Origin of the sequence: Rufibacter tibetensis (genome assembly GCF_001310085.1) — a bacterium.
GTDB lineage: Bacteria > Bacteroidota > Bacteroidia > Cytophagales > Hymenobacteraceae > Nibribacter > Nibribacter tibetensis.
In genome coordinates this window covers 3,378,512-3,400,199 of record NZ_CP012643.1, presented here as the reverse complement: position 1 = coordinate 3,400,199, position 21,688 = coordinate 3,378,512, and the positions used below count along the sequence as shown (strand labels likewise).

The window sequence follows — 21,688 nt, the reverse complement described above, 5'->3', positions numbered from 1 at the left end:
TCATCTTTAGAGTACACTGGCAGTTCTAACCATTACTGCCAGTGTACCTAATAGGGTAAACTTAAAGTTTCTTGCTAGGCAATTCTATTCCTGAACCAAGGTACCATCCCTTGCTACTTTAGGATATAGCTGGTCCTGGTCTTCCGGAATAAACTGAATCATATCAATCCTGTGGACCCCGATGTCATTTGTAAGGCCCATGAATTTAATTTTGTGTCTTCCGGTTGTTTCTACCGTGATGGTACCGGCTAGCCTTGCCATGGTGTTACCTGGTGAATCGGCTATATAGCGCTTAATACCCTGGGCCAACAATTCTCTTTCGTTTCCGCCAGGATAAAATTGCGTCATATCAATGGTTCTTGGCAGCACTTGGTTGTTAAAATATACTTGTAAGGGCGCTGATCTTCCTATGGTTCTGTAAGCCACCCATACTCTGTATCTTCCTTTCACAATAGTAGGAGTAGTAAATTCTACCAGCCTGGCTACGTTCGCACTCATCCTAACCTCTAAGTAGTCTCCAAAAGCATATCCGTCTGAGTTCCCGGCAGAACCAGGCTGGTATGTAATGGTGGGGTTATTGGAGCCTTCAAAATGAATATCTTTAAAAGACCCAACCGGGAATCTTACTAAAGGCGCTCCTAATCTTCTAAATGCCGGAAGTATTCTAATTTCTGGTTGATCTGCCAGGTCAAAATAAACCCGCACTGGGTTTCTCTTTTTAATCTGGTAATTTTCTGTTACATCATGCAGAACTCCGTTGGTTGCTGTATTGTCACTGGCTCTTCTGTCAACCAGTGCACCTTCTTCCAACACACCGTTAAAAACATCTTCGTTAATCAATATCTGTTCACCTATCAGCTTGGAGGTGATGACCTCCTGTGGAGCCAGTGTAACATGGGAAGGAGCTGTTACCAAATCTGCCAGGTACTTACTGTCATTTAAAATGCGATAAGCCATGTTCAGGTAAAGGCTATCACTTTTATCAGCTGGATTCCCCGTATGCGAATACTTTGCCTTCAGGTCTTCAAAGCTGTTGATATTCATGCTCCGATAGACTGAATTCTTCTGGGCCAATACAGTGTACCAGGTTCCACTGGTGCTTGTGTTTAGCTGGTTAAATAAACCTGTCGCTTTCAAAGCAGCCGTAAAAATGGAGTACTCAGGGTTGCTTTCCAGCATTTGAGCTACTGTTTTGCTGGCGGGCTGCAAGACACGGTCAATAGTGTGGATAATTCCGTTTCCAACCCTTATGTTAGCAGTTATCACGTTTGCCTGCCTGTTTACCCGGGTTCTGGAAACACCATTTTCCAACTCTGCTCCAGTGATAACATACTGCCCTAACATGGTTATTTTAGGGAGCTTTCCATCCGTGAAACTTGAAGTAGGAATAGTATCTTCCAAAAGATGCAACCGTATTATCCGCTTAAGCTCATCTGTTTCCAGCTGATCAACAGAAGTGGCGCCTTTCTCCTTTAGAAAGATATCAATGGCTTCATTTGTGGGCGCAAACAGGGTATAAGAACCATAGGCTGCCAAGAAACCGGCTACCTCTGTCTTTTCCAGAATTTTCACCAAACTGGAGAATTGTTCCGCGTTTTTCTCAAAATAACCCAGCATGTTCACGTCGCTGGTTGTATTGATATCTAATACTTCCTTTTCACAGCCAGACAAAAAGGTTATCAATACAAGGCTAAAAGCCATTATTCTAGCTTTCAAGGCTTTGGCAAAAATTGAGTTTCCCATAATAAAATTATTTAAGATAATTATCTGCCTTTGTAGAAAGGATTCTGTTCTAAGCTCTTATTGGTAGTAAGCTCGTACTGGAAAATAGGCCAGTAATGACTATTCTGATCTTTATATTTATTCAGAATGGATTGCTGTCTGTCAGCGGGAGCACTATCGATGACCATCTGGTTTAACAAATCCTGGCGGGAGTAGTTAGCTCTTCTAGCATTTCTTAAAACATCATACCAGCGTTTACCTTCAAAGGCGAATTCGCGGGCACGTTCTTCCAGAATAAAATCAATCATATCTCTCATGGAATTAGGATTGATGTCTGGATTATCTGTTCCTGGAAGAGCGTTAGCACGTCGTCTTACTCTGTAAATCAGCTCCAGTGCTTCTTCTCCTTTTCCATTATCCTGGGCCACCAGCGCCTCGGCCTTCATCAGCAGTACATCTGCATAGCGGTAGAAAATCCAGTGCGCAAAAGATTGGTCCTGGGTTCTGCTCTCTTCTTCTGTGAGGCCAAGATATTTCCATACGGCACCTGTTGAAACCCTTACCGCAGCATTTGCCCTGATATCTGCATTCAAGACATCAACTGGATCAGGAGGAAAAACGTCTTCCAATACGCGAGATGCCGCTACAAATCTTCTGCCTGTAACTGTGCTGAACATAGGGAAGAAAGGATTTGTCCGTTGCTGGTTGAATTGCAGTGAAAAAATGATCTCACTGGAATTCCCCTGAGCATAGAGTTGCTGGAACCATTGCGGGTTATTTACCCCCTGCACTAGTCCAAACTGTCCTGAATTGATTATTTTATTTGTAGCAATAATCGCGCTATCATACTTTTCTTTCCATAAGTACACATCTGCCTGAATGGCATTTACAGAGTACTTAGTGATACGACCCTTGTTGAAAGTACTGTTGCCGTAGGTTATTACAGCTAACTCTTCCGCCTTTAACAAATCGTTTGCCACTTGATCCAACACCTTCGCCTGGCTTGTTTTAGCCAAAGCAACAGCCTGGTCATCGCTAATGGTAGCTGTTAGTTTTAACGGAACATCTCCAAAACTACGGGCTAAATAGAAATACATAAGCGCCCGTATGGCGTAGGCTTCCCCCAAATAGGCATTCAACTGCTCCTGGGTAAACGTCCTGTCTTCTGCCAGCGCACCGGGGGCACGCTCTATCACAGTGTTACATTGGTTGATGGTTCTGTAGAAGGGCCTCCAGTTAGAAAGCGGGTTTGTATCTACAATGTTCCCGTTCATCACCTCCAACTCATATGACCGGATACCGGTGTTAGCCTGGAGCATATCTGCTCGCAACTCACCCCATAGAAAAAGCTTTTCCGCTAAATCTGGATCCAACATAGAAGAATAGATTCCGGTTACGGCAGAGTTTACCTGCTCCTTTGTTTTCCAGAATTCATCCCCAACAATCCCGTTCTCAGGTTTCAGATCCAACCAGCTGTCACATGAACTGGAAACTAAAATCAGAAGTGCCAGCGCTGCTTTATATGTGTATTTCTTTAACATTCTATTTTGTTCTTAATCAAAAACAATACTTTAAAACCTCACATCAAAACCCAGGGTCAGGGTTTGCACCGGAGGAGTTCTGGAGGTATCAAACCCTATTCTGAACGGATCACCACCTGCCAGACCTACTTCCGGATCCTGGCCTGTATAGTTTGTGAAGGTAAACAGGTTGTTTGCTGTCACATAGAAGCTCAAATCATTTGCTCTGAGTCTCTGGATAAGGTGCTTAGGCAAATAGTATCTAACGGTAACTGTTTTAAATCTCAGGAAAGAGCCATCCTCTACGTAGCGGTCAGAGGCCAACCAGTTATATCCCATGTTGTTCAAAGCACGAGGCATGTCTGTTACATCTCCTGAGCGTCTCCATCTTCTCAGGATGGCTGTGCTTTGATTGGAGAAATCATACATGTTCTCGGTGTACATTTTGGTCTGGTTAACAATGTCATACTTGTATCTGAAGTTGAAGAACATGTTCAATCTCCAGTTCTTGTATCTTACGGTTGGGCCAAAGCCACCGGTAAGTCTAGGATTTGCGTTACCCAGGTACACTACATCTTTGTAGTCAATGTTTCCATCATGGTTGATGTCTTCATACATGGCATCACCTGGCTGAAATACATAGTCTACTGTAGGATAGCCAAATCGCATGGGTACCACCTGCCCGTTAGGTCCTATGATAGCATTGCCGTTTTTATCTTTCGCTATGGTAGATTCAGCATCTTTGTAAACGCCTTTGAATTTGTAGCCATAGAAGGAGCCAAATGGGTTATTTTCCTGAATAGTGATCAGGTAGTTCCCGTTTGCATTCAGGTTCCCTCTTTCACGTGGGTAGAACTCTGATATTTCTCTAATCATGTTCTGGTTTTGAGAAAGGTTCAAACCAAAATCAACCGTCAAGTCCTTTGTTTTGTAAGCTGTCAGGTTTAATCCTACCTCCCACCCCATGTTATCCATGGTGCCTACGTTCATATCTATATCCGTAAAACCTGTAATGGAAGAAATCAGCAGATCCTGGAAGAACATGTCCTTCGTGCGTCTTTTATAGATATCTGCATCAATAGAAACACGTTGGTCCAGCATGATCAGGTTGATACCAACGTTTGACTGCAATACCTGCTCCCACTTCAGGTTATTCAACTTCAAGGTTGATTGGTATAAACCAGCCATACCCAGGTAGTTGTAGTTATAGTTTTGATAAAGATCATAGTGCCCGTAAGCCGCCCGTGGCTCATTACCGCTTGCCCCGTAGCTTCCTCTTAAACTTAAGTCATTGATGAATTTCACGCCTTGCATGAAGTTCTCACCAGATACTCTCCAGCGTGCAGACACGGCAGGAAAGGTCCCGTACCGGTTGTTTTCTCCAAATCTTGAACTTCCGTCGCGGCGAACACTAACGTTCACAATGTAGCGGTCCATGAATCCGTATTGTGCAGAAAGCAATGCTCCAACGCTTCTGGTTTGGGAAGATCCAGATCCTAACTGGTGTTCACCTCCCTGAATTCTGGCGGGAATAGAAGGGTCTTGCAGATAAGCTGAAGCGGTGTTTGAAGTCAGAACCCCATAACTCTCATTACGGGCATCAAAGGTCATGAAAGAGAAAATACCTTGCAGGCTATGGTTGTCACCTAATCTAGGGGTATACAGCAGGTTTGATTTTGTAACCACACTAAACCGGTCAGAGTCTGAATCTGAGGCCCTGTTTACAGTTGTTTCTGTCCAAGGTCTGCCAGTAGCCGTCTGTGGCAAAAACATTTTTGTTTTGGTGTTATTAATATCAAACTGTATATCAGAAGTGGCCATTAATACGCTTGGCAAAATATCATACTGTAGGTTGAACTTTGGAATAATACGTTCACCTAGCTGTCTATTGATACCTGCGAGCGCCATGGCTACAGGGTTGAGGGTACCAATTATTTCGCCTCTGCCATTTAACCCGCTAAATCCCCCCTGCACGTTATTAGCTGGGGAAAAATAGTTAGGCGTGCGTTCCCCAAATTCATTGTATTCATACACACTCATGTTAGGCATCTTATTGTATGCTATGCCTCTAAGATTTTTAGCGTAATTTTGATTGTTGTCCAGGTGGGTATAAGATAAGTCTGTTCTGAATCTGATTCTGTCTGATACAGTAAAGTCCAGGTTGATCCGGGCCGAAATACGGGAAAGGTCAGTACCTATTGTAGTACCCCGTTGCTTGAAGAAACCAAGAGAAGTATAGTACCTGGCCTTATCACCACCACCTGATAATGAAACGTTATGGTCTTGGATATGACCTAACTGCGTGATTTCGTCAATCCAGTTAGTGTTCTTATTGTAGTTGTGGTACCAATACGGGTCATTTGGATCATACTGAAACTCTTTTACATCTGGTCTGAGAGGAGCTCCTGTTCTGTTCATGAACGCTTCCGGAATGTATTGGGAGTACTGGTCGCCACTTAGCATTGGAAGCGGATCTGGCTGTTTGGTTACTGATCCTCTGAAGGCGTAATTTACCGCTGGCTTTCCTATTCTACCTCTTTTAGTGGTGATAACAAGTACCCCGTTAGAGGCTCTGGCACCCCAGATAGCAGTAGCAGCGGCATCTTTCAACACTGATATCTCCTTGATGTCTGAAGGGGCAATGTTCAAAAGCTGGGCATACCCCTGCTCATCTGCAGTGGCAAAGTTGAAGTCAGAGGCAATTTCAATGTCGTAAGGCATTCCATCTACTACAATCAACGGTTCAGAAGAAGAGTTGATGGAAGAGGTACCCCGAATACGAATCTGCATACCCGCTCCCGGGTCACCTGTGCTTGCCACAATGTCCACCCCTGCCAATCGGCCCTGCAAGGCTTCATCAATGGAGGCAGCGGGTAACTCAGCCAGTTTCGTAGCATCAATGGTACTGATAGCAGATGTCTGGTTTCGGGTATCCACGTCCATCATCCCCGTGCTTGTTTTTTGCTGAGAGATAACTTCAACCGTATTCAGCATGTTCATGGTAGACTCCAGGGGCACATTGATAACAGATCTGTTGTTTACATTGATCGTCATGTTCTTGTAACCAATGTAGGAGACCACGATCTTGTTCTGAGGGCTTTTCATCCTCAGAGCATAACTGCCGTTGATATCAGTGCTCACCCCGGAAAGGGTACGATTTTCGTTATCTATCTCATACACAGACACTCCTATCAATGGCTCTTTTGTAACCTTGTCTGTTACAGTGCCTCTGATTATAGTTTGCCCATCTTGAGCATTGGCTAACACACTGCAGAAGACTAAAACTGCAGAGAGAAAGAAACAAGAGAAATTCCCTAAAAATCTTTTCATATTTATAATCTATAGACTATCGAAATTCTTAATTATCCCGGTACCGTAAGTAGTTGTCAAGCTGATGGATGATGGCCCTGTTTGACAAAACATTACTGTTTGCCTTGATGACGTTCGCTTTCCTGTTATGGGCATCAGTAATCACCATTTGTCCAGCTACATAAGAAACACCTACAATACCTACATTACCATTTACATCCTGGAAAAGAGTTTCATACCCTCTAGGGTCCTCAGGCTGGTTTTTAGCCGGCACCTGTTCTTTGGCGATGATATGGTACTGGATAAAGTTGGCTACCTGCTCACGCTGCTGGGCGGTGGTAGGGTTAAAGTTGGGTACCCCTGTTGCTACGGCACCAGGCAAAATACCATCCTTCACTGCCTGCTGAATGGCGGCATTGGTAGGAATCAGATAAGTATAAGGTGTTCCTACCGTGGTTCCTTTCACATCAAGAGTAGTAGCATCATACATCAGAGAGGAGTTTCTGAGGTAATTGAAGAAATGAGAGAATAGAGGATTGGCCGCAATGTGCTGGCTTGGTTTCAATTCAGAAAAATTCAGAATCTTATCTACATAATAGACAACACCATTGCTGGCCTGTACCGGCCCAGTTAGATTAACTACCTCTCGCTTGTCTACATTACCGGCTGCAAACACCTTGTTGTTATTGTATCTAATGTATTCTTCACTAAAGGTCTGGATGATGCCTTCTCCACTTAGGTCACTGAATACTGTATTTCTGTTATCACCTGCCGGAACAATATGCTGATCAATGATTCTTTGAAGGCGCACCAAGGCTTGGGGCCCTGTTACGGTTGCGCCTCCGGTAGGCGGTGTGTACACCCAGTAGTTGAATCGGGTATCCCAGGAGAATCCGGCGGCAGTCAGGACGTCATTGGAAATCAGGAACAGCGTGTACTTAACATTAGGAAGGGTAAGGCTTTCTTTATACCCGGCTAATGCCCTGATCATTAAAGAGTACTTTGGATCAAGGTAAGCTTTTCCGTAAACGGTATGAAATACATTGGCTTCCTGCACTTTGTTGGTGCCATAAAAGAAACCGTTGCTCAGAATTTTTGCATCTACCACGTTGCTGCCAGGATCTATTCTGGCTTCCTCACTGGTTTTGAGAGGTGCCTGTCTGAATTTGGAAGGCCATACTGCCGAAGGGAACATATGGGCATTTAAGAAATCACGGATGATCTCAATAGGCATTTCATCCAGTGAACTGTAATGCTGAAGCAGCACATTGTTAATATAATTAGTGGCTACATCATTTTTAGGAGCAAAAATGGTATAGGTATTAGACTGGCCTTCGTTGTTCTGGCGGTTGGCGCCTCGTACTTCAAATCCTTCATCATTCAAAGCGAACTCCAACAGACCATCATAAATCTTCGCATATACAGGATTCGCCGACCCAGTTAACACTTTATTTCGTGCGGTTGCCTCAGCATTCTCCTGGTAGTATACCATGTACTTTTCAAAAAGCCCTCTAAAAACACTGTATTCAGATTTACCGGCCATATATTCTTCAATGTTTTCTAAAGGAAGAATGACCTCGTCTATTTCATGGATCACACCATTTTCAGCGATAATGTTTGGGGTAACCACTTTCGCATTAGCCACATGCATGGTACCGTTCCAGTTGGAGCCAGGGTAGAAGAAATTATAGTCTGACCCAGAAAGCTGCTGATTTGCAAAAAAGATCTGCATAAAGTACGGGATGTACTTATTGTTATTATCAGCAAAGACGTAGTTGCCGGGTCTATTACCAGAAATGATATGTTGGTTAGGTAATACTTGGTTTCCAACTCTTGCAGGGCCAGTATACACACCTTTATAATAAGCTGTTCTGCGCTTGAACGCCTGGTCTACCATCCAACCGGTGTTTGACTGATAATCATCAAGTCGGTCGGTCATGAAAGCATTATAAACCAGAGCGTAGGAAACAATCTGGATGGCTGCTTCCTTCGTCATGGCATCTACCCCAGAAATACCCTTTGCTGCAAAGTATTTGGTGAATGCCTGGTCATTGGGTGCAAAAAGGGTCCAATACCCGGCAGCACTCAAGATGCTTTTGTACTCAGCCTTATCAATCAGGGCTAAAAAGTTTTTGAAATTACCCTTGGCTTCTAGTTGCTGGTAAATAGCGGGCTCCAGGTTTTCAGGTCTTGCGTAATATTCATCTTTGTCATTGCAATTAGTCAAGAGAACTAAAAGCGACAGGAAGTACAATACAACTTTTGTAGATTTAATCATAATATTGGTTAATGCTTAAAGCTCTGTTTTGTGCTGTGAGCAGAAATCATTGTTGGTAACACAATAAGAAATCACCTTCTCTGGCCACAGCTATTGTATACAAATCAAATTCAATTTTAAGGCTTTGGAACAAGCCATCAGGACTCCTCTCATTCTGCCAACAGCCCTGCAACACACCTTTAAACTATTGTCATCCAACTAAAAACCCTACCCTAGGTTAGAACTAGCCCTAAACGGCAAAATTGACTTTACCCTTAGTATGTCAGGATAAAGTATTTCAAACCAGAAACTACCACTTAGCTCTGGTTTCACAATCGAAAGAAGATTAGGTTAATCAAGGTAAGGTGCCAAGCAACGAGTTGCCTTCACGGGTAAGGCCATTCTTAGAAAGCCTTTGACTGCAGTGGCAATGATTCTGCAAACTAATTTACACTGCAATTGCCACCCTCCCCTGCCTTGTAGTTTTTGGTCACCTCTGTTTGAGTCTCAAAGTGGAGCACTTGCGCTACCATCTCAAACAAGGCTGATTAGATTAGTAGAGTTTCGTCATACTTTCAAATATCAAGGGTTAAGAAGCTTTTGTAATTTAATTAATTCTTTATGTCATAAAGCTAATAACCAAGCATGACACAACTGTCCTGCACTATCCTGCTCATTCTTATTATTTCTATTTTTTTCTCCCCACCTACCTACACGCATTTACAATTATAAGAATAAGCTTGTGGTTTGATTTAAAATTATCAAATTCTATAACTAACCAGTATATAATATATACTGCAGGCATTACAAGGAAAGAAAAAGATTTCTATTCGGTCTTGATTGTGGGCCTCACAAGGGTAAAAAGCCCCCAATTCCTTCTGTTCTTTATGACCACTTTCTTAAAAACACCCCATAAAAGATAGGGAAAGAGAAGTTGTCTTACAGTTTCCCCTTTTAGGTGAGCCAATGAACAGGACACCAATCTTCAGCTCAAAAGAACATCACCAGCAGCCATATGAACCAACTCATCTAACTACTTTTACTTCGCAATGAGTGCTACTACTGGTTCAATCAAATGCTTAGATCCTGCTACATCCAGGTGCAGTCCATCTTCGGTCATTGCCTCAATATTCAATCCAGGCGTTTTATAGCCATTTACAAAAAGGCAGCCGTTACGCTTCGCTACCTTTTTAAAGGACTTGCTCATCTTCTTCACCCTTTTGTCACCACCTTTGTATTTTTCAAGGACCTCTGCTTTGGTACCGTAAGGAGGCGGAGAAATGATGATAATCTTAGCCTGGCTGATGGTTGGATAGTTGCTTCCCTTAATGGTCTTGATCAGCTTTTCCAAGTTACCCGGCACTTTTTTTTGCCGGTCAGCAAAAACTGCTTTGGCATCGTTGGTACCCAGTTCCAGGACGATGAAGTCATAGGGCCTTTCTTTCGTATGATTAGCTGCTTTGCGGAGGTTTTCATCAATGACAAGAAGTGAATTAAGGTTATTGTCACCGTTATTGACAAAGCCAATGGTCCGGCCACCTTTACTGATGTTGTATACCTGCGCATTGGGTAAGGCTCGCTGGAGTTGCTTTGGCCAGCTGTCTGGGAAAGTGCCGTTACTATCGCCAAGAGTTAAAATATTCACCTCTTTGTCTGTTTGTGCAAAAAGCACACATGGAAAAAGCAATAAGAGAAAAAGTATGGCTTTCATCTTTAATCTATGTTGTCTGTAAATAATTACCCTTCATATGGTTCTGACAAAAACACCTCTACTGTACCGGTTCCTTCGGCATTCGCCCCGATAACGACCTGCCGGGAATGGTAGAGCGCCTAGCCCACCGTATCCATCTCGTACACCTGCGCGCCATTCGCCGCGATGCGGAAGGAAACTTCCATGAAGCCGACCACCTAGACGGTGTCCTAGACATGTACGACGTCATGAAAGCCTTGGTAACCGAGCAACAGAAACGTATTGCCGCCGGAAGAAAAGACTCGTGCCTGCCCTTCCGCCCAGATCATGGCCATAAAATGCTGGATGACCTACAAAAGAAAACCAACGTCGGCTACTCGGCCATCGGTCCCCTGCGCGGCTTGGCAGAACTACGCGGATTGGAACTGGGAATCCACAGAAGCCTTGCCGATAACTAAAGTAGCGCTTAGAAAGCTGTTCTGTTTATTGAAATGCATAATTAAGCACAGAGTCTGAACACTCTAATAAAGCAAAAAACAGTATAAAAACTGGTTACCGTTTCTGACCTATTTCACCAAAAGCAGGCCAAAAACGGCAACCAGTTTTTCTTAATCTTTCTACTACAGTAAGCTAAAGGGTTTGTTGAAATGCCCCTCCAACAACTCAGGCAACTCTCGGAAGTAAAATCGAGTTAAAAAGCCTCTAATAAAAAACAGGACCGAAAACAAGAAAGGCCGTCTACATAGCGTAAACGACCTTTCTTGTTTTCACCCTTTTAGAGTGGTGTGATCCCGCTGGGATTCGAACCCAGGACCCATACATTAAAAGTGTATTGCTCTACCAGCTGAGCTACAGAATCAGAAATTGAAAGAAGGTGGTAAAAAAAGCCTTCCCGGCTTTATGCCGGAAAGGCTTTTGGTGATCTTGTGATCCCGCTGGGATTCGAACCCAGGACCCATACATTAAAAGTGTATTGCTCTACCAGCTGAGCTACAGAATCTTTTACTACCTTTGCTTAAGAGGGCGTTACCCTCATTTGCGATGCAAAAGTATAATCACTTTCTGTAAATGCCAAACATTTTTTGCAAATTCTGTCTGGTTTTTTGTGCCTTCTGGCTCTTCAACCCGCAACCTGTTCTGGCTCAATATTCTAACAGTCTACTTTCCAAAGCAGATTCTTTGTACACCCAACACAGGTACACCCAAGCCTTAGATATTTACAAGCAGTTGCTGAAGAAGAAGCGAATTTATTCTCCACAGATGCTCTTGAAAATGGCGTACATTCATGAAGGGCTGCAGCAATACACCCAATCCATGCACTACCTGCAACTGTATTACAGCAAGCACCCCACCCGGTCTGTCCTGCGGAAGATGGAAGAAGTAGGTTTACAGCAACATTTTTCTGGCTACGAGTATACCGACTGGAACTTCTTCAAAACTCAGTTCTACAAGTACTACTCTGAGATACTAGAAATTCTGTTAGTTGGGGCTATTATCTGCATTACAATTCTGGTGAGCAGTTGGGTTAAGCGCAAACCAGTAACCTCCAGAGTAAAAGTTGGTTTTGTGATGTACCTTGCTTTTATCTTTTACTTCACCAATTTTCTGAGCCTGGATCAGGAGGGAATCATTCAGAACAGCAATGTCCCCATCATGACCGCTCCTTCAGCTGGAGCTGGCTTGGTGGCAACAGTTGGCATGGGGCACAAAGTAAACATTGAAGGGGAATATGACATCTGGTATCAGATTGAATGGGAAGACAAGACTGCCTACATCAGAAAAAACAATCTATTATTGTTACCCCAGCCTTTAAGTGACAAAGGGATACTTTAGCCTATAGACACTTCACCCCTAGTCATCACTCAAATTCTTCCTAAAAATATTATTTACAAATAAATCCTAGTGGTTATGCCTTCAATGAAAGGCATAACCACTAGGATTTATTTTCTTGATTAGTTAAATCTCTAGTAAAATTTTTCTCTGCTAGTAAAACTAACAGATCGCCATAGGATTGAACCAAATCCCTATTTCAGCTTCTTTCTATGAAAATCTACCAAAAAATTAAACCATCTCTTATTTAAAAGGAGAATCTGGCTCTTTTTTCATGTGGTTGTACACTAACTTGTCCGTGAGGCCTGGTAACCACTTACTGAGGAACACGGTTAATTTACCCTGACTTGTCATCACCATTTCACGGCGGCGCCTGCGCGTTCCCTCCAGAATCATGGCTGCCACTTCCTCAGACGTCATCATCTTTCTTTCATCGCGCGGCGACTCACCTTGCTGTCGGCCATCTGCAGCGAGTGCGGTGTTTCTAATATTAGAAGCTGTGAATCCTGGGCAGGCAATCATCACATGTAAACCCTGGTGAAGCGTCTCGGTGCGCAATGCTCCCAGAAAGCCCTGCATGGCAAACTTAGATGCAGAATACCCCGTCCGGCCCGGTAGTCCCTGGTATCCAGCAATGGAGGAAACCCCAATTACAGAGCCTTTGGTTTTCAGGAGGTAGGGCAAGGCATATTTTGTGCAGTACACAGTGCCCCAAAAATTAATGTCCATTAACTGACGGATCACCTCCAGATCCACGTCTTGGAAGAGAGCCCGCATACTAATGCCGGCATTATTCAGCATCACGTCTATCTTCCCGAACCGTACCACGGTTTCTTCAATCAGCCTAATACAATCAACTTCCTTGCTTACATCACCCGTCACGGCCAGATATTCCACCCCAGCAGCTGCTAACTCCTGCCCTACTTCCTGCAGCTTCTGGGTATTCCTGGCTGAAATAACCACCTTTCCGCCCGCTCTTCCAAACGCCAAAGCACACGCCCTACCAATGCCCGAAGAGCCGCCGGTGATGATAATTACTTTATTCTTCATGTTTTCTGCTTCATTCGGCAACACCGCTGCCCTTACAAAAATACGAGAACTTTTGGCAACCACTTTCTTTCCGTGCCTTTCGTCATAGTCTTGTATTTTACATCTTTTTTATAAAATAAGCTCTGGAATTATAAGCTTTATTCGATTGAACCCAGGCCTGAGAAATAAAGGACGGACATTGCCTTCCTCGCTTTTTTGCCACAACCCTTGAATTGCAAGGCTTACGCTTTAAAGCAAAAACAAGAAATAAAGGCTCAAAACGGAAGCTTTCAGCATTTGGGCGGCTGTGCAGAGTTTTCTTTGTAATTTTGCAGCACCGTGAAAAGATACAAGAAGAAGAAACATAAATATGAAGTCCTCACGCAGCTTCGCGTAGAGGAAATGGCCGCCGAGGGCAAGTGCCTGGTGCGCCATGACAACCTGGTGGTATTCATTTCTGACGTGGCTCCCGGCGACGTGGTGGATGTTAAGATCACCAAAAAACGGAAGAATTACCTGGAGGGAGTGCCTGTGCATTTCCATGAGTATTCTGAGGCGCGTACTCAGCCGTTTTGTGAGCATTTCGGTGTATGCGGGGGATGTAAGTGGCAGCACATTCCGTATGAAACCCAGCTGTTCTACAAGCAGAAACAGGTAAATGACAACGTGGAGCGCATCGGCAAGATCAAGGGCCATGAAATGCTTCCCATCCTTCCCTCAGACCGGGTAAGCTTTTACCGGAACAAGCTGGAATATACCTTCTCAGACAACGCCTGGTTGACCAAAGAACAGATCGACAGCGGTGAAGAACTGGAGCGAAGAGCATTAGGCTTCCATATCCCGCTAAGGTTCGATAAAATAGTAGACCTGCGCCACTGCTACCTGCAACCTGGTCCCTCTAATGAGATCAGGCTAGCCGTAAAAGGGTATGCCATTGAGCACAACCTGCCGTTCTTTGACCTGGTGAAGCAGGAAGGCTTTCTCAGGAACCTGATTGTACGCACTGCCAACACCGGTGACCTGATGGTGATTGTACAAGTTTTCCAGGACAAGATGGAGTGGCTGCAGCCCCTGCTGGATTTCCTTTTGCAGGAGTTCCCGCAGATCACCTCGCTGCAGTACGTGGTGAATAGCAAAGGCAACGAGACGTTCCATGACCTGGAGGTGGTGTGCTACCACGGTGACCCGTACATTCATGAGCAGATGGAAGGGCTCCGTTTCAGAGTGGGGCCAAAGTCTTTCTACCAGACCAACTCAGAACAGGCGTACAACCTCTACAAACTTACACGTGAGTTCGCCCTACTAAATGGCACAGAGACGGTATATGATCTTTATACGGGTGCTGGTACCATCGCTAACTTCGTGGCAAGGTCAGCCGCGCAGGTGGTAGGCATTGAGTACGTGGCCAGCGCCATTGAAGACGCCAAAATCAACTCGCAGATCAATGACATCACCAACACGCACTTTTACGCCGGTGACATGAAGGACGTGCTCACCAATGAACTCTTTGCGCATCATGGTAGGCCAGATGTCATTATCACAGATCCGCCCCGCGCGGGCATGCACCCAGACGTAGTAGCCAAGCTCTTGGAAGTGAAAGCGAACCGGATTGTGTACGTAAGCTGCAACCCGGCCACCCAGGCCCGCGACCTTGAAATGCTGTCTGAGCTGTACGATGTGATCAAAATTCAGCCGGTAGATATGTTCCCTCAGACGTACCATGTAGAAAGCGTGGCACTGCTGACTTTGAGAGGATAATCTCAGGTTTTTAAACACCATATTTGCATTTAGGGGCTGCTTTCTGGAAAACAGTCCCTAAATGCATCTCTTTACAAGAATATACGTGCTACCAGTTACGCACAAGTAATATCTCTATGCAAAACGATCCAGAACTGAATGGTAAATACCTGGGCACGATCACCAAAGATTTTGTGCAGGTGTTTGATACGCTTAAAGAAGCTTCTTACCTCATCCGGAAGCGTGATATATCTAAATACCCCATTTTCGTGTTTTCCCGGGAAGTCACCCAAATTGGTGGATTATTGATAGCAGCCCATGAGCGAGAATTGGAATGGCACATCAATGCCTCTTACCTGGAGGACTTTGTAAACCGGCAGTTGGTGGGTGCTGACAAAATAGAGGAGTTTCAGCAAGCTTACCGCGATGCGGATGAATACTGCTGCCTTTTTGTGATAGACCGTGATTTCATGAATTTCGTGTTTGTGCCTTACCCAGAGGATTAAGGGTATCTCCTTTAGGTACAAACCACATGAACGTTCTGTTTATTTGTAGCCGTAACCAATGGCGAAGCCCAACCGCTGAAAAGGTTTTTCAAACTTATGAAGGCTTTACCTGCCGGTCTGCCGGAACCTCAGATAAGGCTAGAATAAAAGTTAACGCCAAACTGCTGGAATGGGCTGACTTGATTTTTGTAATGGAGAAAAAGCATAAACAAATCCTGATCTCCACCTACGGTACCCTCGTCAGAGAAAAAGAACTATACGTGCTGGACATCCCAGATGAGTATGGGTACATGGACGAGGAATTAATTCAAATGCTGGAGACCTCTGTAAGTCCGCTCCTATACACCTGAATCACTTTTTGCCCCTATTCAGAAAATCAGGCAGGAAATACATTAGTTTTTAAATGCGTAAGGCCGTGATGAAACATCCCGGCCTTACGCATTTAAAAACATAATCATCTTAGCTGAAGTGATTCCAGCCTTGCGCCTTAATGGGGAACGCATTGCCGCTTGGGGTCACCAACCGCACGCCCTCGCCAGCATCGGTAATGTTGCCAATGATGGTAATGTCTGGGTGGTTCCGGATTTTGTCATAGTCCCCCATCTTCACGGTGAAAAGCAGTTCATAGTCTTCGCCGCCATTCAGAATACACGTAACCGGGTCCAGCTTGAATTCCTCTGCGGTTTCCAGAGTCTGCTGGTCCGCAGGAAGTTTATCCTGGTAAATGGCTGCTCCTACCCTGCTTTGCGAACAGATATGCAGCAATTCCGAGCCTAGTCCGTCTGAAATGTCAATCATAGAAGTGGGATGCACGCCTAGTTCCTTGAGTTCATGGATCACATCCATGCGGGCCTCTGGGCGTAACTGACGGCCTATCACGTAATCTTTGCCTTCCAGTTCAGGTTGGGTCTCAGGGTCAGCCAAGAAGGCCTGTTTTTCGCGCTCCAGTAATTGCAGTCCCAGGTAAGCGCCACCTAAGTCTCCGGTCACACACACCAAATTATTTAGTTGGGCAGTACTGCGCAGCACAGCTTTTCCTTTTTCTACTTCGCCCAAGGCGGTGATGCTGATGACCAGTCCACCGCGCGAGGCGGTGGTATCTCCGCCCACCAAGTCTACTTTGTAGTTTTCGCAGGCCAGGCGCATGCCCGCGTATAGTTCTTCAATGGCTTCTACGGTATAGCGCGCGCCGATGGCTAAACTCACCACAATCTGGGTAGGGATGGCGTTCATGGCGGCAATATCTGACACGTTCACCGCCACTGCCTTATAGCCCAGGTGCTTCAAAGGGCAAAAGGTCAGGTCAAAGTGCACGTTCTCCACCAGCATGTCTGACGTCACCACCACCTGCTTCTGGCCGGGCTCCAGCACTGCGGCGTCATCGCCGATGCCCACCACGGTGGAAGGCTGGGTTAACTCAATGTTCTCCTGCAATCGCCGGATCAGGCCAAATTCGCCCAAAGTATCTAAAGAGGTATATTCTGACATATTTATGCGGTTTATCGTAGTTTTTTCCTGTAAAGAAATAGGAGATATACGTTTTCGTCTTATTTTTAGAAAAACTTGCCCGAAATGCAAAGATAGCTTTTTCCCGGCATCCTTCACGGCGCTGCAATGGAGTACGGGAACAAACTAAATTTGCTAACGGGTGTTCGCAGTAGTAGCTTTGACAATAAAGAATACCTCTATGTCCAGTGCCCCAATGACCCGGAAAGAACAGATAGACCAAGTAGCCACTTCCCTATTTAAATCAAGGGGTTTTGCCGCCACCACCATGCGCGACCTTGCGCTGGAACTTGGAATTGAAGCCGGAAGCCTCTATTCACATATCAAATCTAAGGAAGACATTCTGCAGCGGGTCTGTTTCAAGATGGCCGATGAGTTTAACGCTGCCTTTGACGAGGTACAGCACCAGGACGTACCCGCCGGCGAAAAGCTACGTTTAGCTGTTGCCGCGCACGTGCGGGTATTAACTAAAAACCCGCCGGCAGCGGGCGTGTTCCTGAACGAATGGCGTCATTTAAGTGAGCCTTCACTGAGTAAATTCCATGACATGCGGTTCAAGTATGAGGAAAGTCTTCGTCAGATTGTGCGGGATGGCATCGCCAGCGGCGAGTTTAAAGTGACCGATGAAAAGTTTGTGGTGCTTACCCTGCTTTCTAGCTTAAACTGGCTGCACATGTGGTACAAGCCGGAAGGTAAAATGAGCCCAGACGAGATTGCCGAGTTCCTTTCTAATCTCTTGCTTAACGGGCTTAAAAACTTCTAAATCTGCTTTAAGCACCTTTTTGGCTATACTTTCTCAGGGGCAACTGCGTTTCTTTTTGAAAAACAGGCCCCTGTCTTTGTTTGCACCCCCTCAAGGGAAAAGCTTTTGGCTACTTTGTAACGGGAAGCAGGGCTGTTACGTTTGCAGGTTGTCAGGCTTTGATGAAGGCCGCACCTTACCAAAACAGCAGGCTCACGTTTGTTTCAATAACACAGTAATGAAAAATAATTTTCTCTTTGGATTGGCAGCAACGCTGGTAGTGATTTTAGCGGGCTGTTCCAAAGATTCAGGTAAATCTGGCCGCCTGGTTCGGCCAATTTCTGACGATCAATTACGGCAGGAGCTGACTATGTTGTCTGACACCCTCACTGGCAAATGGAACGTGATGATGTGGAGCGACAGCGTAAAAACCCAGCAGATGGAAGAGATTTTGGCCGCTATCCCTCCTGCTGCACTTGAATCTACCCAACGTGCCGATTTGCAACAAGCGCTACGCAGACTACAAGGCCTGCGTTATGACCGAAATAGCATGCGCAACACAGACCAGATAGATGCCTATGACCAGGCGCAGGATTCTGTTTGGAACGCGATTAGAGCCTTCTTACCAGAAAACGGCCCTACAGGCATAGCAAGAGTAGACTCCCTCAACCAATCCATTACAGCTCATCACAGCGAGGTGGTATTTTACCGTGGCCGCTATGACCAAACGGCCAAAGAATTAAACACTTTGCTCAGACGCTACAAGGGTCAGGTTCCCAAGCTGGGCAAACCTTATGATACTTTACAACCCGCTCCTCTTTTTCAATGGGTAGATAAAAACGCCCCTGCTAAAGAAGACGAGGAAGAACAGGAGTAGAATCCCTTTTGATTAAGGCTTTAGTTTACAAAAACGGGTAAAAAACAGAACAGCCCCGGAAGATCATTCCGGGGCTGTTCTGTTTTTGAGATTATTAGTTAGCCTAACTGGGCCATCTCGTCTTTGACAAAATCTACTAATGATTGGATATAGTCGCTGGAGAAGTCGAACCGGACACCGGCGGCATCATAGATTTCACCTATGGTGGCGGTATAGCCTAAGCAGAGGGCTTTTTTGTAGCCTTCTAACGCAGCTTCTGGTTCAGACTTGTAGCGTTTCCAGACGGCGATAGCCCCAAGTTGCGCCATGGCATACTCTACATAGTAGAAAGGCACTTCATAGAGGTGCAGCTGTTTTTGCCATATATAGGGCTTCAGGTACTCCAGTCCGCTCCAATCTACTTCCTGCTGGTTGAACTCCTCAAAGATACGCACCCAGTTCTGGTGGCGCTCTTGAATAGTGTGGGTAGGATTTTCGTAAATCCAGTGCTGGAACTTGTCAATGGTAGCTACCCACGGGAACGTCTCCAGCACACCTTCCAGGTGTTGTCTTTTGGCACGCACCAGATCTTCCTGGTTCGGGAAGAAGATGTCCCAGTGATCCAAGGTTAGCAACTCCATAGACATGGAAGCCAGTTCAGCTACCTCGGAAGGTGGGTGTTTCGCCGCATTCAAAGGTAGATCACGGGTCAGGAACGAATGCACCGCGTGTCCTCCTTCGTGCAGCAAAGTAACTACATCACGGAGCGAGGAAGTAGCATTCATGAAGATGAACGGTACTCCAATTTCATCCAGCGGATAGTTGTAGCCACCGGGCGCCTTGCCCTTACGCGACTCCAGATCCAAATGCCCCATTTCACGCATGGTCACCAGGCAATCACCCAGGAACGAATCTAAGCGATAGAAACAGTCAATAGTCTTGGTCAGGAGTTCATCGCCGGTTTGGAATGGCTCTAACGGAGGCAACCCACTAGGATCTACATCCATGTCCCAAGGTTTCAAGGTGTCCAGACCTAGCAGTTCCTTGTGTTCTAAATCAATCTGACGGGTGACAGGCACCACTTTTTCTTTGATGGCCTGGTGAAATGAAAAGGTATCTTCAGGACCATAATCAAAACGGCCTAGCGCGGCAAACATGTAGTCCCGGAAATTGTCAAAGCCCGCGTTCAAAGCCACTTGATGGCGTAGTTGCACCAATTCAGTGAACAGTTCATCCAGCTTTTCCTTGTCTTCCAGCCGCCGAGTCTGAATGGCCAGGTAAGCCTCTTCCCGCACTGCCCGGTCTGTTTGCTTTAAGCGGTCAGCGGCCCGTTGCAGGGTCATTTCCTCGCCATCTAGCGTCACCATCATGGCACCGGCAATGGCGCCATATTGCTGCTGTTTGGTACTGATTTCTGTCTGTAAGGGAATATTTTCCTCCCTGAACAGTTCAATGGCACGGCGTACGCCCCGCAGGTAAATGCGGTACTTCTGCTCATCTAACCCATCTATGTACGGCGACTCCACCAGCTTGCGGTTGAAGGCATCATCATACGGAGAGGCTTTGGGCTCGATTTCGGTGACAAAGAACTGAAACGCTTGCGTGAGAGCCTCATCCTGAGTATCGCAGGTCATTTTGATGTACCGCCATGCCAGGTTCTCAGAGAGCACGCTCTCCAGTTCACTGCGGTCGGTAATCCACTTTTCCAGGTCTTCCTGCGAGTTAATCTCGCGGGTTTTCAGTTCCTCAAAGTATGACTCCAGCGATTCCCAATCTCCTACCTCAAAATCGGCGGGAAGGTACTGGCGGGTTTTGCGTTCTGGCAAGGCGAGCGTTTGAGAGGTGTTTTCCATAAAACAGGGCAAAAAGATTAACCAATCTCAATCACCACATCAGCGGTGAGCGGATGGCCTACGCAATTTAGAACGTATCCTTGGGCAATTTCTGCATCTGACAAGCCTTCGCGTTCATCTAGATGGACGCGTCCGCTCAGGCATTTACCCATACAGGCGGTACAAAGGCCGGCCTGGCAAGAGTAAGGTAAGTCAATATCTGCTCTTAAACCAGCTTCCAGGATAGTATCTGTGGGTTTTACCTCCACCTGATACTCCTGTCCCTCATAGATCAGCGTTACTGTACGCGTAATGATTTCGTCAGACTCTGGAGCAGCGCTTACATCGGCACTTTGCGCTTCGGGGCCAGTTGGGGCGGTGAAGCTTTCTTTATGAATCTGGCTTGCCGGTACTCCTTTAAAATGGAGGGCTTCGCGCACCTCGTTCATCATGCCTTCAGGTCCGCATATGAAGTATGATTCCTGCTGGAAACCGGGTACTTTCAAGTCATCAATCAGGCGCAGCACCATGTTCCGGTCCAGTAACCCGATGTGGTCCTGCTTTTCAGTAGCATCTACCAGAGCCTCGTTGAACACGTGCACTACTTTCAGTTGCTCATGATATTGTTGCTCAAATTGGGCCAGCTGATCTTTGAAGATAACTGAATCAACGTTCCGGTTACCGTAGATGAGAGTTATCCGGCTTTGTGGCTCATAGGTAAGGGTGCTTCTGAGCATGGACATTAACGGCGTAATACCGCTTCCGCCGCCAAATAAGAAGATGTGCCGTTTCTGGGAGGGCTCTGGCTTGAGATTGAAGTTCCCGATGGGGGCCATCACTTCTATGGTTTGCCCTATCTGTGCATTTTCTGCTAAAAAGTTAGAGACCAAACCACCTTCTACCCGTTTCACGGTCACTGAAAAGTACGGATCTTCAGGAATGCTGCACAAAGAATACGATCTACGCACCTTTTGGCCATTCACCGGCAAAATCAACGTCAGAAATTGACCAGGGATATAAGGGATACTTTTCTTTTCTGGATGGTCTAGATGAAGGGTGATGGCGTCTGACGTCTCTTGTGTGATGTCCACCACTTTCATGTTGAAATAAGCGTTGCTCATAGTTTTTATACGAAAAACGAATGTGATTCGG

The 21,688-nt window shown here is 45.6% G+C and carries 15 protein-coding genes, 2 tRNA genes and 1 pseudogene; 7 read left to right on the top strand and 11 right to left on the bottom strand.

The window, feature by feature from the left end; genetic code table 11:
* Positions 1–84 precede the first annotated feature (84 nt).
* The 5 genes from DC20_RS13945 to DC20_RS13925 all read right to left on the bottom strand — a co-directional run bounded on the left by DC20_RS13945 (position 85) and on the right by DC20_RS13925 (position 10,453).
* Positions 85–1,743, bottom strand: a complete 1,659-nt coding sequence (locus DC20_RS13945) for a fasciclin domain-containing protein (protein ID WP_062544393.1) — start codon at positions 1,741–1,743, stop codon at positions 85–87.
* Positions 1,744–1,763: 20 nt separating this feature from the next.
* Positions 1,764–3,263 (bottom strand): RagB/SusD family nutrient uptake outer membrane protein, encoded by a 1,500-nt coding sequence (locus DC20_RS13940; RefSeq protein WP_062544392.1) that lies wholly within the window; start codon positions 3,261–3,263, stop codon positions 1,764–1,766.
* 30 nt (positions 3,264–3,293) lie between these two features.
* Positions 3,294–6,572, bottom strand: coding sequence for a SusC/RagA family TonB-linked outer membrane protein (locus DC20_RS13935; RefSeq protein WP_062544391.1), 3,279 nt, complete (start codon positions 6,570–6,572; stop codon positions 3,294–3,296).
* A 28-nt stretch (positions 6,573–6,600) separates the two neighbouring features.
* Positions 6,601–8,829: a fasciclin domain-containing protein gene (locus DC20_RS13930; protein ID WP_062544390.1), complete on the bottom strand. Its 2,229-nt coding sequence runs from the start codon at positions 8,827–8,829 to the stop codon at positions 6,601–6,603.
* Between the two features lie 1,018 nt (positions 8,830–9,847).
* Positions 9,848–10,453 carry an SGNH/GDSL hydrolase family protein gene (locus DC20_RS13925; protein WP_169788184.1) on the bottom strand — a complete coding sequence of 202 codons (606 nt, stop codon included), beginning with the start codon at positions 10,451–10,453 and terminating at the stop codon, positions 9,848–9,850.
* Between the two features lie 125 nt (positions 10,454–10,578).
* Between DC20_RS13925 and DC20_RS13920 the strand changes: the two are divergent.
* A pseudogene (locus DC20_RS13920) lies at positions 10,579–10,956 on the top strand (mannonate dehydratase); the annotation flags it as partial.
* 328 nt (positions 10,957–11,284) lie between these two features.
* Here the strand turns inward: DC20_RS13920 and DC20_RS13915 are convergent.
* Positions 11,285–11,357: transfer RNA gene (locus DC20_RS13915), tRNA-Lys, on the bottom strand.
* 68 nt (positions 11,358–11,425) lie between these two features.
* A tRNA-Lys gene (locus DC20_RS13910) sits at positions 11,426–11,498 on the bottom strand.
* A gap of 68 nt (positions 11,499–11,566) precedes the next feature.
* On the opposite strand from DC20_RS13910, the gene DC20_RS13905 reads away from it, so the two are divergent.
* Positions 11,567–12,331 carry an SH3 domain-containing protein gene (locus DC20_RS13905; RefSeq protein ID WP_062544387.1) on the top strand — a complete coding sequence of 255 codons (765 nt, stop codon included), beginning with the start codon at positions 11,567–11,569 and terminating at the stop codon, positions 12,329–12,331.
* Between the two features lie 240 nt (positions 12,332–12,571).
* Here the strand turns inward: DC20_RS13905 and DC20_RS13900 are convergent, their stop codons facing one another.
* Positions 12,572–13,378: an SDR family oxidoreductase gene (locus tag DC20_RS13900; RefSeq protein ID WP_062545965.1), complete on the bottom strand. Its 807-nt coding sequence runs from the start codon at positions 13,376–13,378 to the stop codon at positions 12,572–12,574.
* Positions 13,379–13,759: 381 nt separating this feature from the next.
* On the opposite strand from DC20_RS13900, the gene rlmD reads away from it, so the two are divergent.
* The 3 genes from rlmD (at position 13,760) to DC20_RS13885 (ending at position 15,950) form a co-directional block, all read left to right on the top strand.
* The gene (gene rlmD / locus DC20_RS13895) at positions 13,760–15,115 is read left to right on the top strand and encodes a 23S rRNA (uracil(1939)-C(5))-methyltransferase RlmD (RefSeq protein ID WP_062545964.1); all 1,356 of its coding nucleotides are present in this window, start codon (positions 13,760–13,762) and stop codon (positions 15,113–15,115) included.
* 116 nt (positions 15,116–15,231) lie between these two features.
* Positions 15,232–15,600, top strand: coding sequence for a hypothetical protein (locus DC20_RS13890; RefSeq protein WP_062545963.1), 369 nt, complete (start codon positions 15,232–15,234; stop codon positions 15,598–15,600).
* Between the two features lie 26 nt (positions 15,601–15,626).
* Positions 15,627–15,950: a low molecular weight protein tyrosine phosphatase family protein gene (locus tag DC20_RS13885; RefSeq protein ID WP_062544386.1), complete on the top strand. Its 324-nt coding sequence runs from the start codon at positions 15,627–15,629 to the stop codon at positions 15,948–15,950.
* A 109-nt stretch (positions 15,951–16,059) separates the two neighbouring features.
* Here the strand turns inward: DC20_RS13885 and thiL are convergent, their stop codons facing one another.
* Positions 16,060–17,088 (bottom strand): thiamine-phosphate kinase, encoded by a 1,029-nt coding sequence (thiL, locus tag DC20_RS13880; RefSeq protein WP_062544385.1) that lies wholly within the window; start codon positions 17,086–17,088, stop codon positions 16,060–16,062.
* 199 nt (positions 17,089–17,287) lie between these two features.
* On the opposite strand from thiL, the gene DC20_RS13875 reads away from it, so the two are divergent.
* Both DC20_RS13875 and DC20_RS13870 read left to right on the top strand, forming a co-directional pair.
* The gene (locus tag DC20_RS13875) at positions 17,288–17,869 is read left to right on the top strand and encodes a TetR/AcrR family transcriptional regulator (protein WP_062544384.1); all 582 of its coding nucleotides are present in this window, start codon (positions 17,288–17,290) and stop codon (positions 17,867–17,869) included.
* 217 nt (positions 17,870–18,086) lie between these two features.
* The gene (locus tag DC20_RS13870; protein WP_157593164.1) at positions 18,087–18,725 is read left to right on the top strand and encodes a hypothetical protein; all 639 of its coding nucleotides are present in this window, start codon (positions 18,087–18,089) and stop codon (positions 18,723–18,725) included.
* Between the two features lie 98 nt (positions 18,726–18,823).
* Here the strand turns inward: DC20_RS13870 and DC20_RS13865 are convergent, their stop codons facing one another.
* Entirely contained in the window at positions 18,824–20,557 is a 1,734-nt protein-coding gene (locus tag DC20_RS13865; RefSeq protein WP_062544382.1) for a M3 family oligoendopeptidase, read from the bottom strand.
* A 17-nt stretch (positions 20,558–20,574) separates the two neighbouring features.
* The gene (locus DC20_RS13860; protein WP_062544381.1) at positions 20,575–21,657 is read right to left on the bottom strand and encodes a ferredoxin--NADP reductase; all 1,083 of its coding nucleotides are present in this window, start codon (positions 21,655–21,657) and stop codon (positions 20,575–20,577) included.
* Positions 21,658–21,688: the final 31 nt, after the last annotated feature.

What these genes read in the sequence shown, in the direction of transcription:
- DC20_RS13945 (WP_062544393.1), bottom strand. Translation starts at nt 1,743, where the DNA reads ATGGGAAACTCAATTTTTGCCAAAGCCTTGAAAGCTAGAATAATGGCT.
- DC20_RS13940 (WP_062544392.1), bottom strand. Translation starts at nt 3,263, where the DNA reads ATGTTAAAGAAATACACATATAAAGCAGCGCTGGCACTTCTGATTTTA.
- DC20_RS13935 (WP_062544391.1), bottom strand. Translation starts at nt 6,572, where the DNA reads ATGAAAAGATTTTTAGGGAATTTCTCTTGTTTCTTTCTCTCTGCAGTT.
- DC20_RS13930 (WP_062544390.1), bottom strand. Translation starts at nt 8,829, where the DNA reads ATGATTAAATCTACAAAAGTTGTATTGTACTTCCTGTCGCTTTTAGTT.
- DC20_RS13905 (WP_062544387.1), top strand. Translation starts at nt 11,567, where the DNA reads ATGCCAAACATTTTTTGCAAATTCTGTCTGGTTTTTTGTGCCTTCTGG.
- DC20_RS13900 (WP_062545965.1), bottom strand. Translation starts at nt 13,378, where the DNA reads ATGAAGAATAAAGTAATTATCATCACCGGCGGCTCTTCGGGCATTGGT.
- rlmD (WP_062545964.1), top strand. Translation starts at nt 13,760, where the DNA reads ATGGCCGCCGAGGGCAAGTGCCTGGTGCGCCATGACAACCTGGTGGTA.
- DC20_RS13890 (WP_062545963.1), top strand. Translation starts at nt 15,232, where the DNA reads ATGCAAAACGATCCAGAACTGAATGGTAAATACCTGGGCACGATCACC.
- DC20_RS13885 (WP_062544386.1), top strand. Translation starts at nt 15,627, where the DNA reads ATGAACGTTCTGTTTATTTGTAGCCGTAACCAATGGCGAAGCCCAACC.
- thiL (WP_062544385.1), bottom strand. Translation starts at nt 17,088, where the DNA reads ATGTCAGAATATACCTCTTTAGATACTTTGGGCGAATTTGGCCTGATC.
- DC20_RS13875 (WP_062544384.1), top strand. Translation starts at nt 17,288, where the DNA reads ATGTCCAGTGCCCCAATGACCCGGAAAGAACAGATAGACCAAGTAGCC.
- DC20_RS13870 (WP_157593164.1), top strand. Translation starts at nt 18,087, where the DNA reads ATGAAAAATAATTTTCTCTTTGGATTGGCAGCAACGCTGGTAGTGATT.
- DC20_RS13865 (WP_062544382.1), bottom strand. Translation starts at nt 20,557, where the DNA reads ATGGAAAACACCTCTCAAACGCTCGCCTTGCCAGAACGCAAAACCCGC.
- DC20_RS13860 (WP_062544381.1), bottom strand. Translation starts at nt 21,657, where the DNA reads ATGAGCAACGCTTATTTCAACATGAAAGTGGTGGACATCACACAAGAG.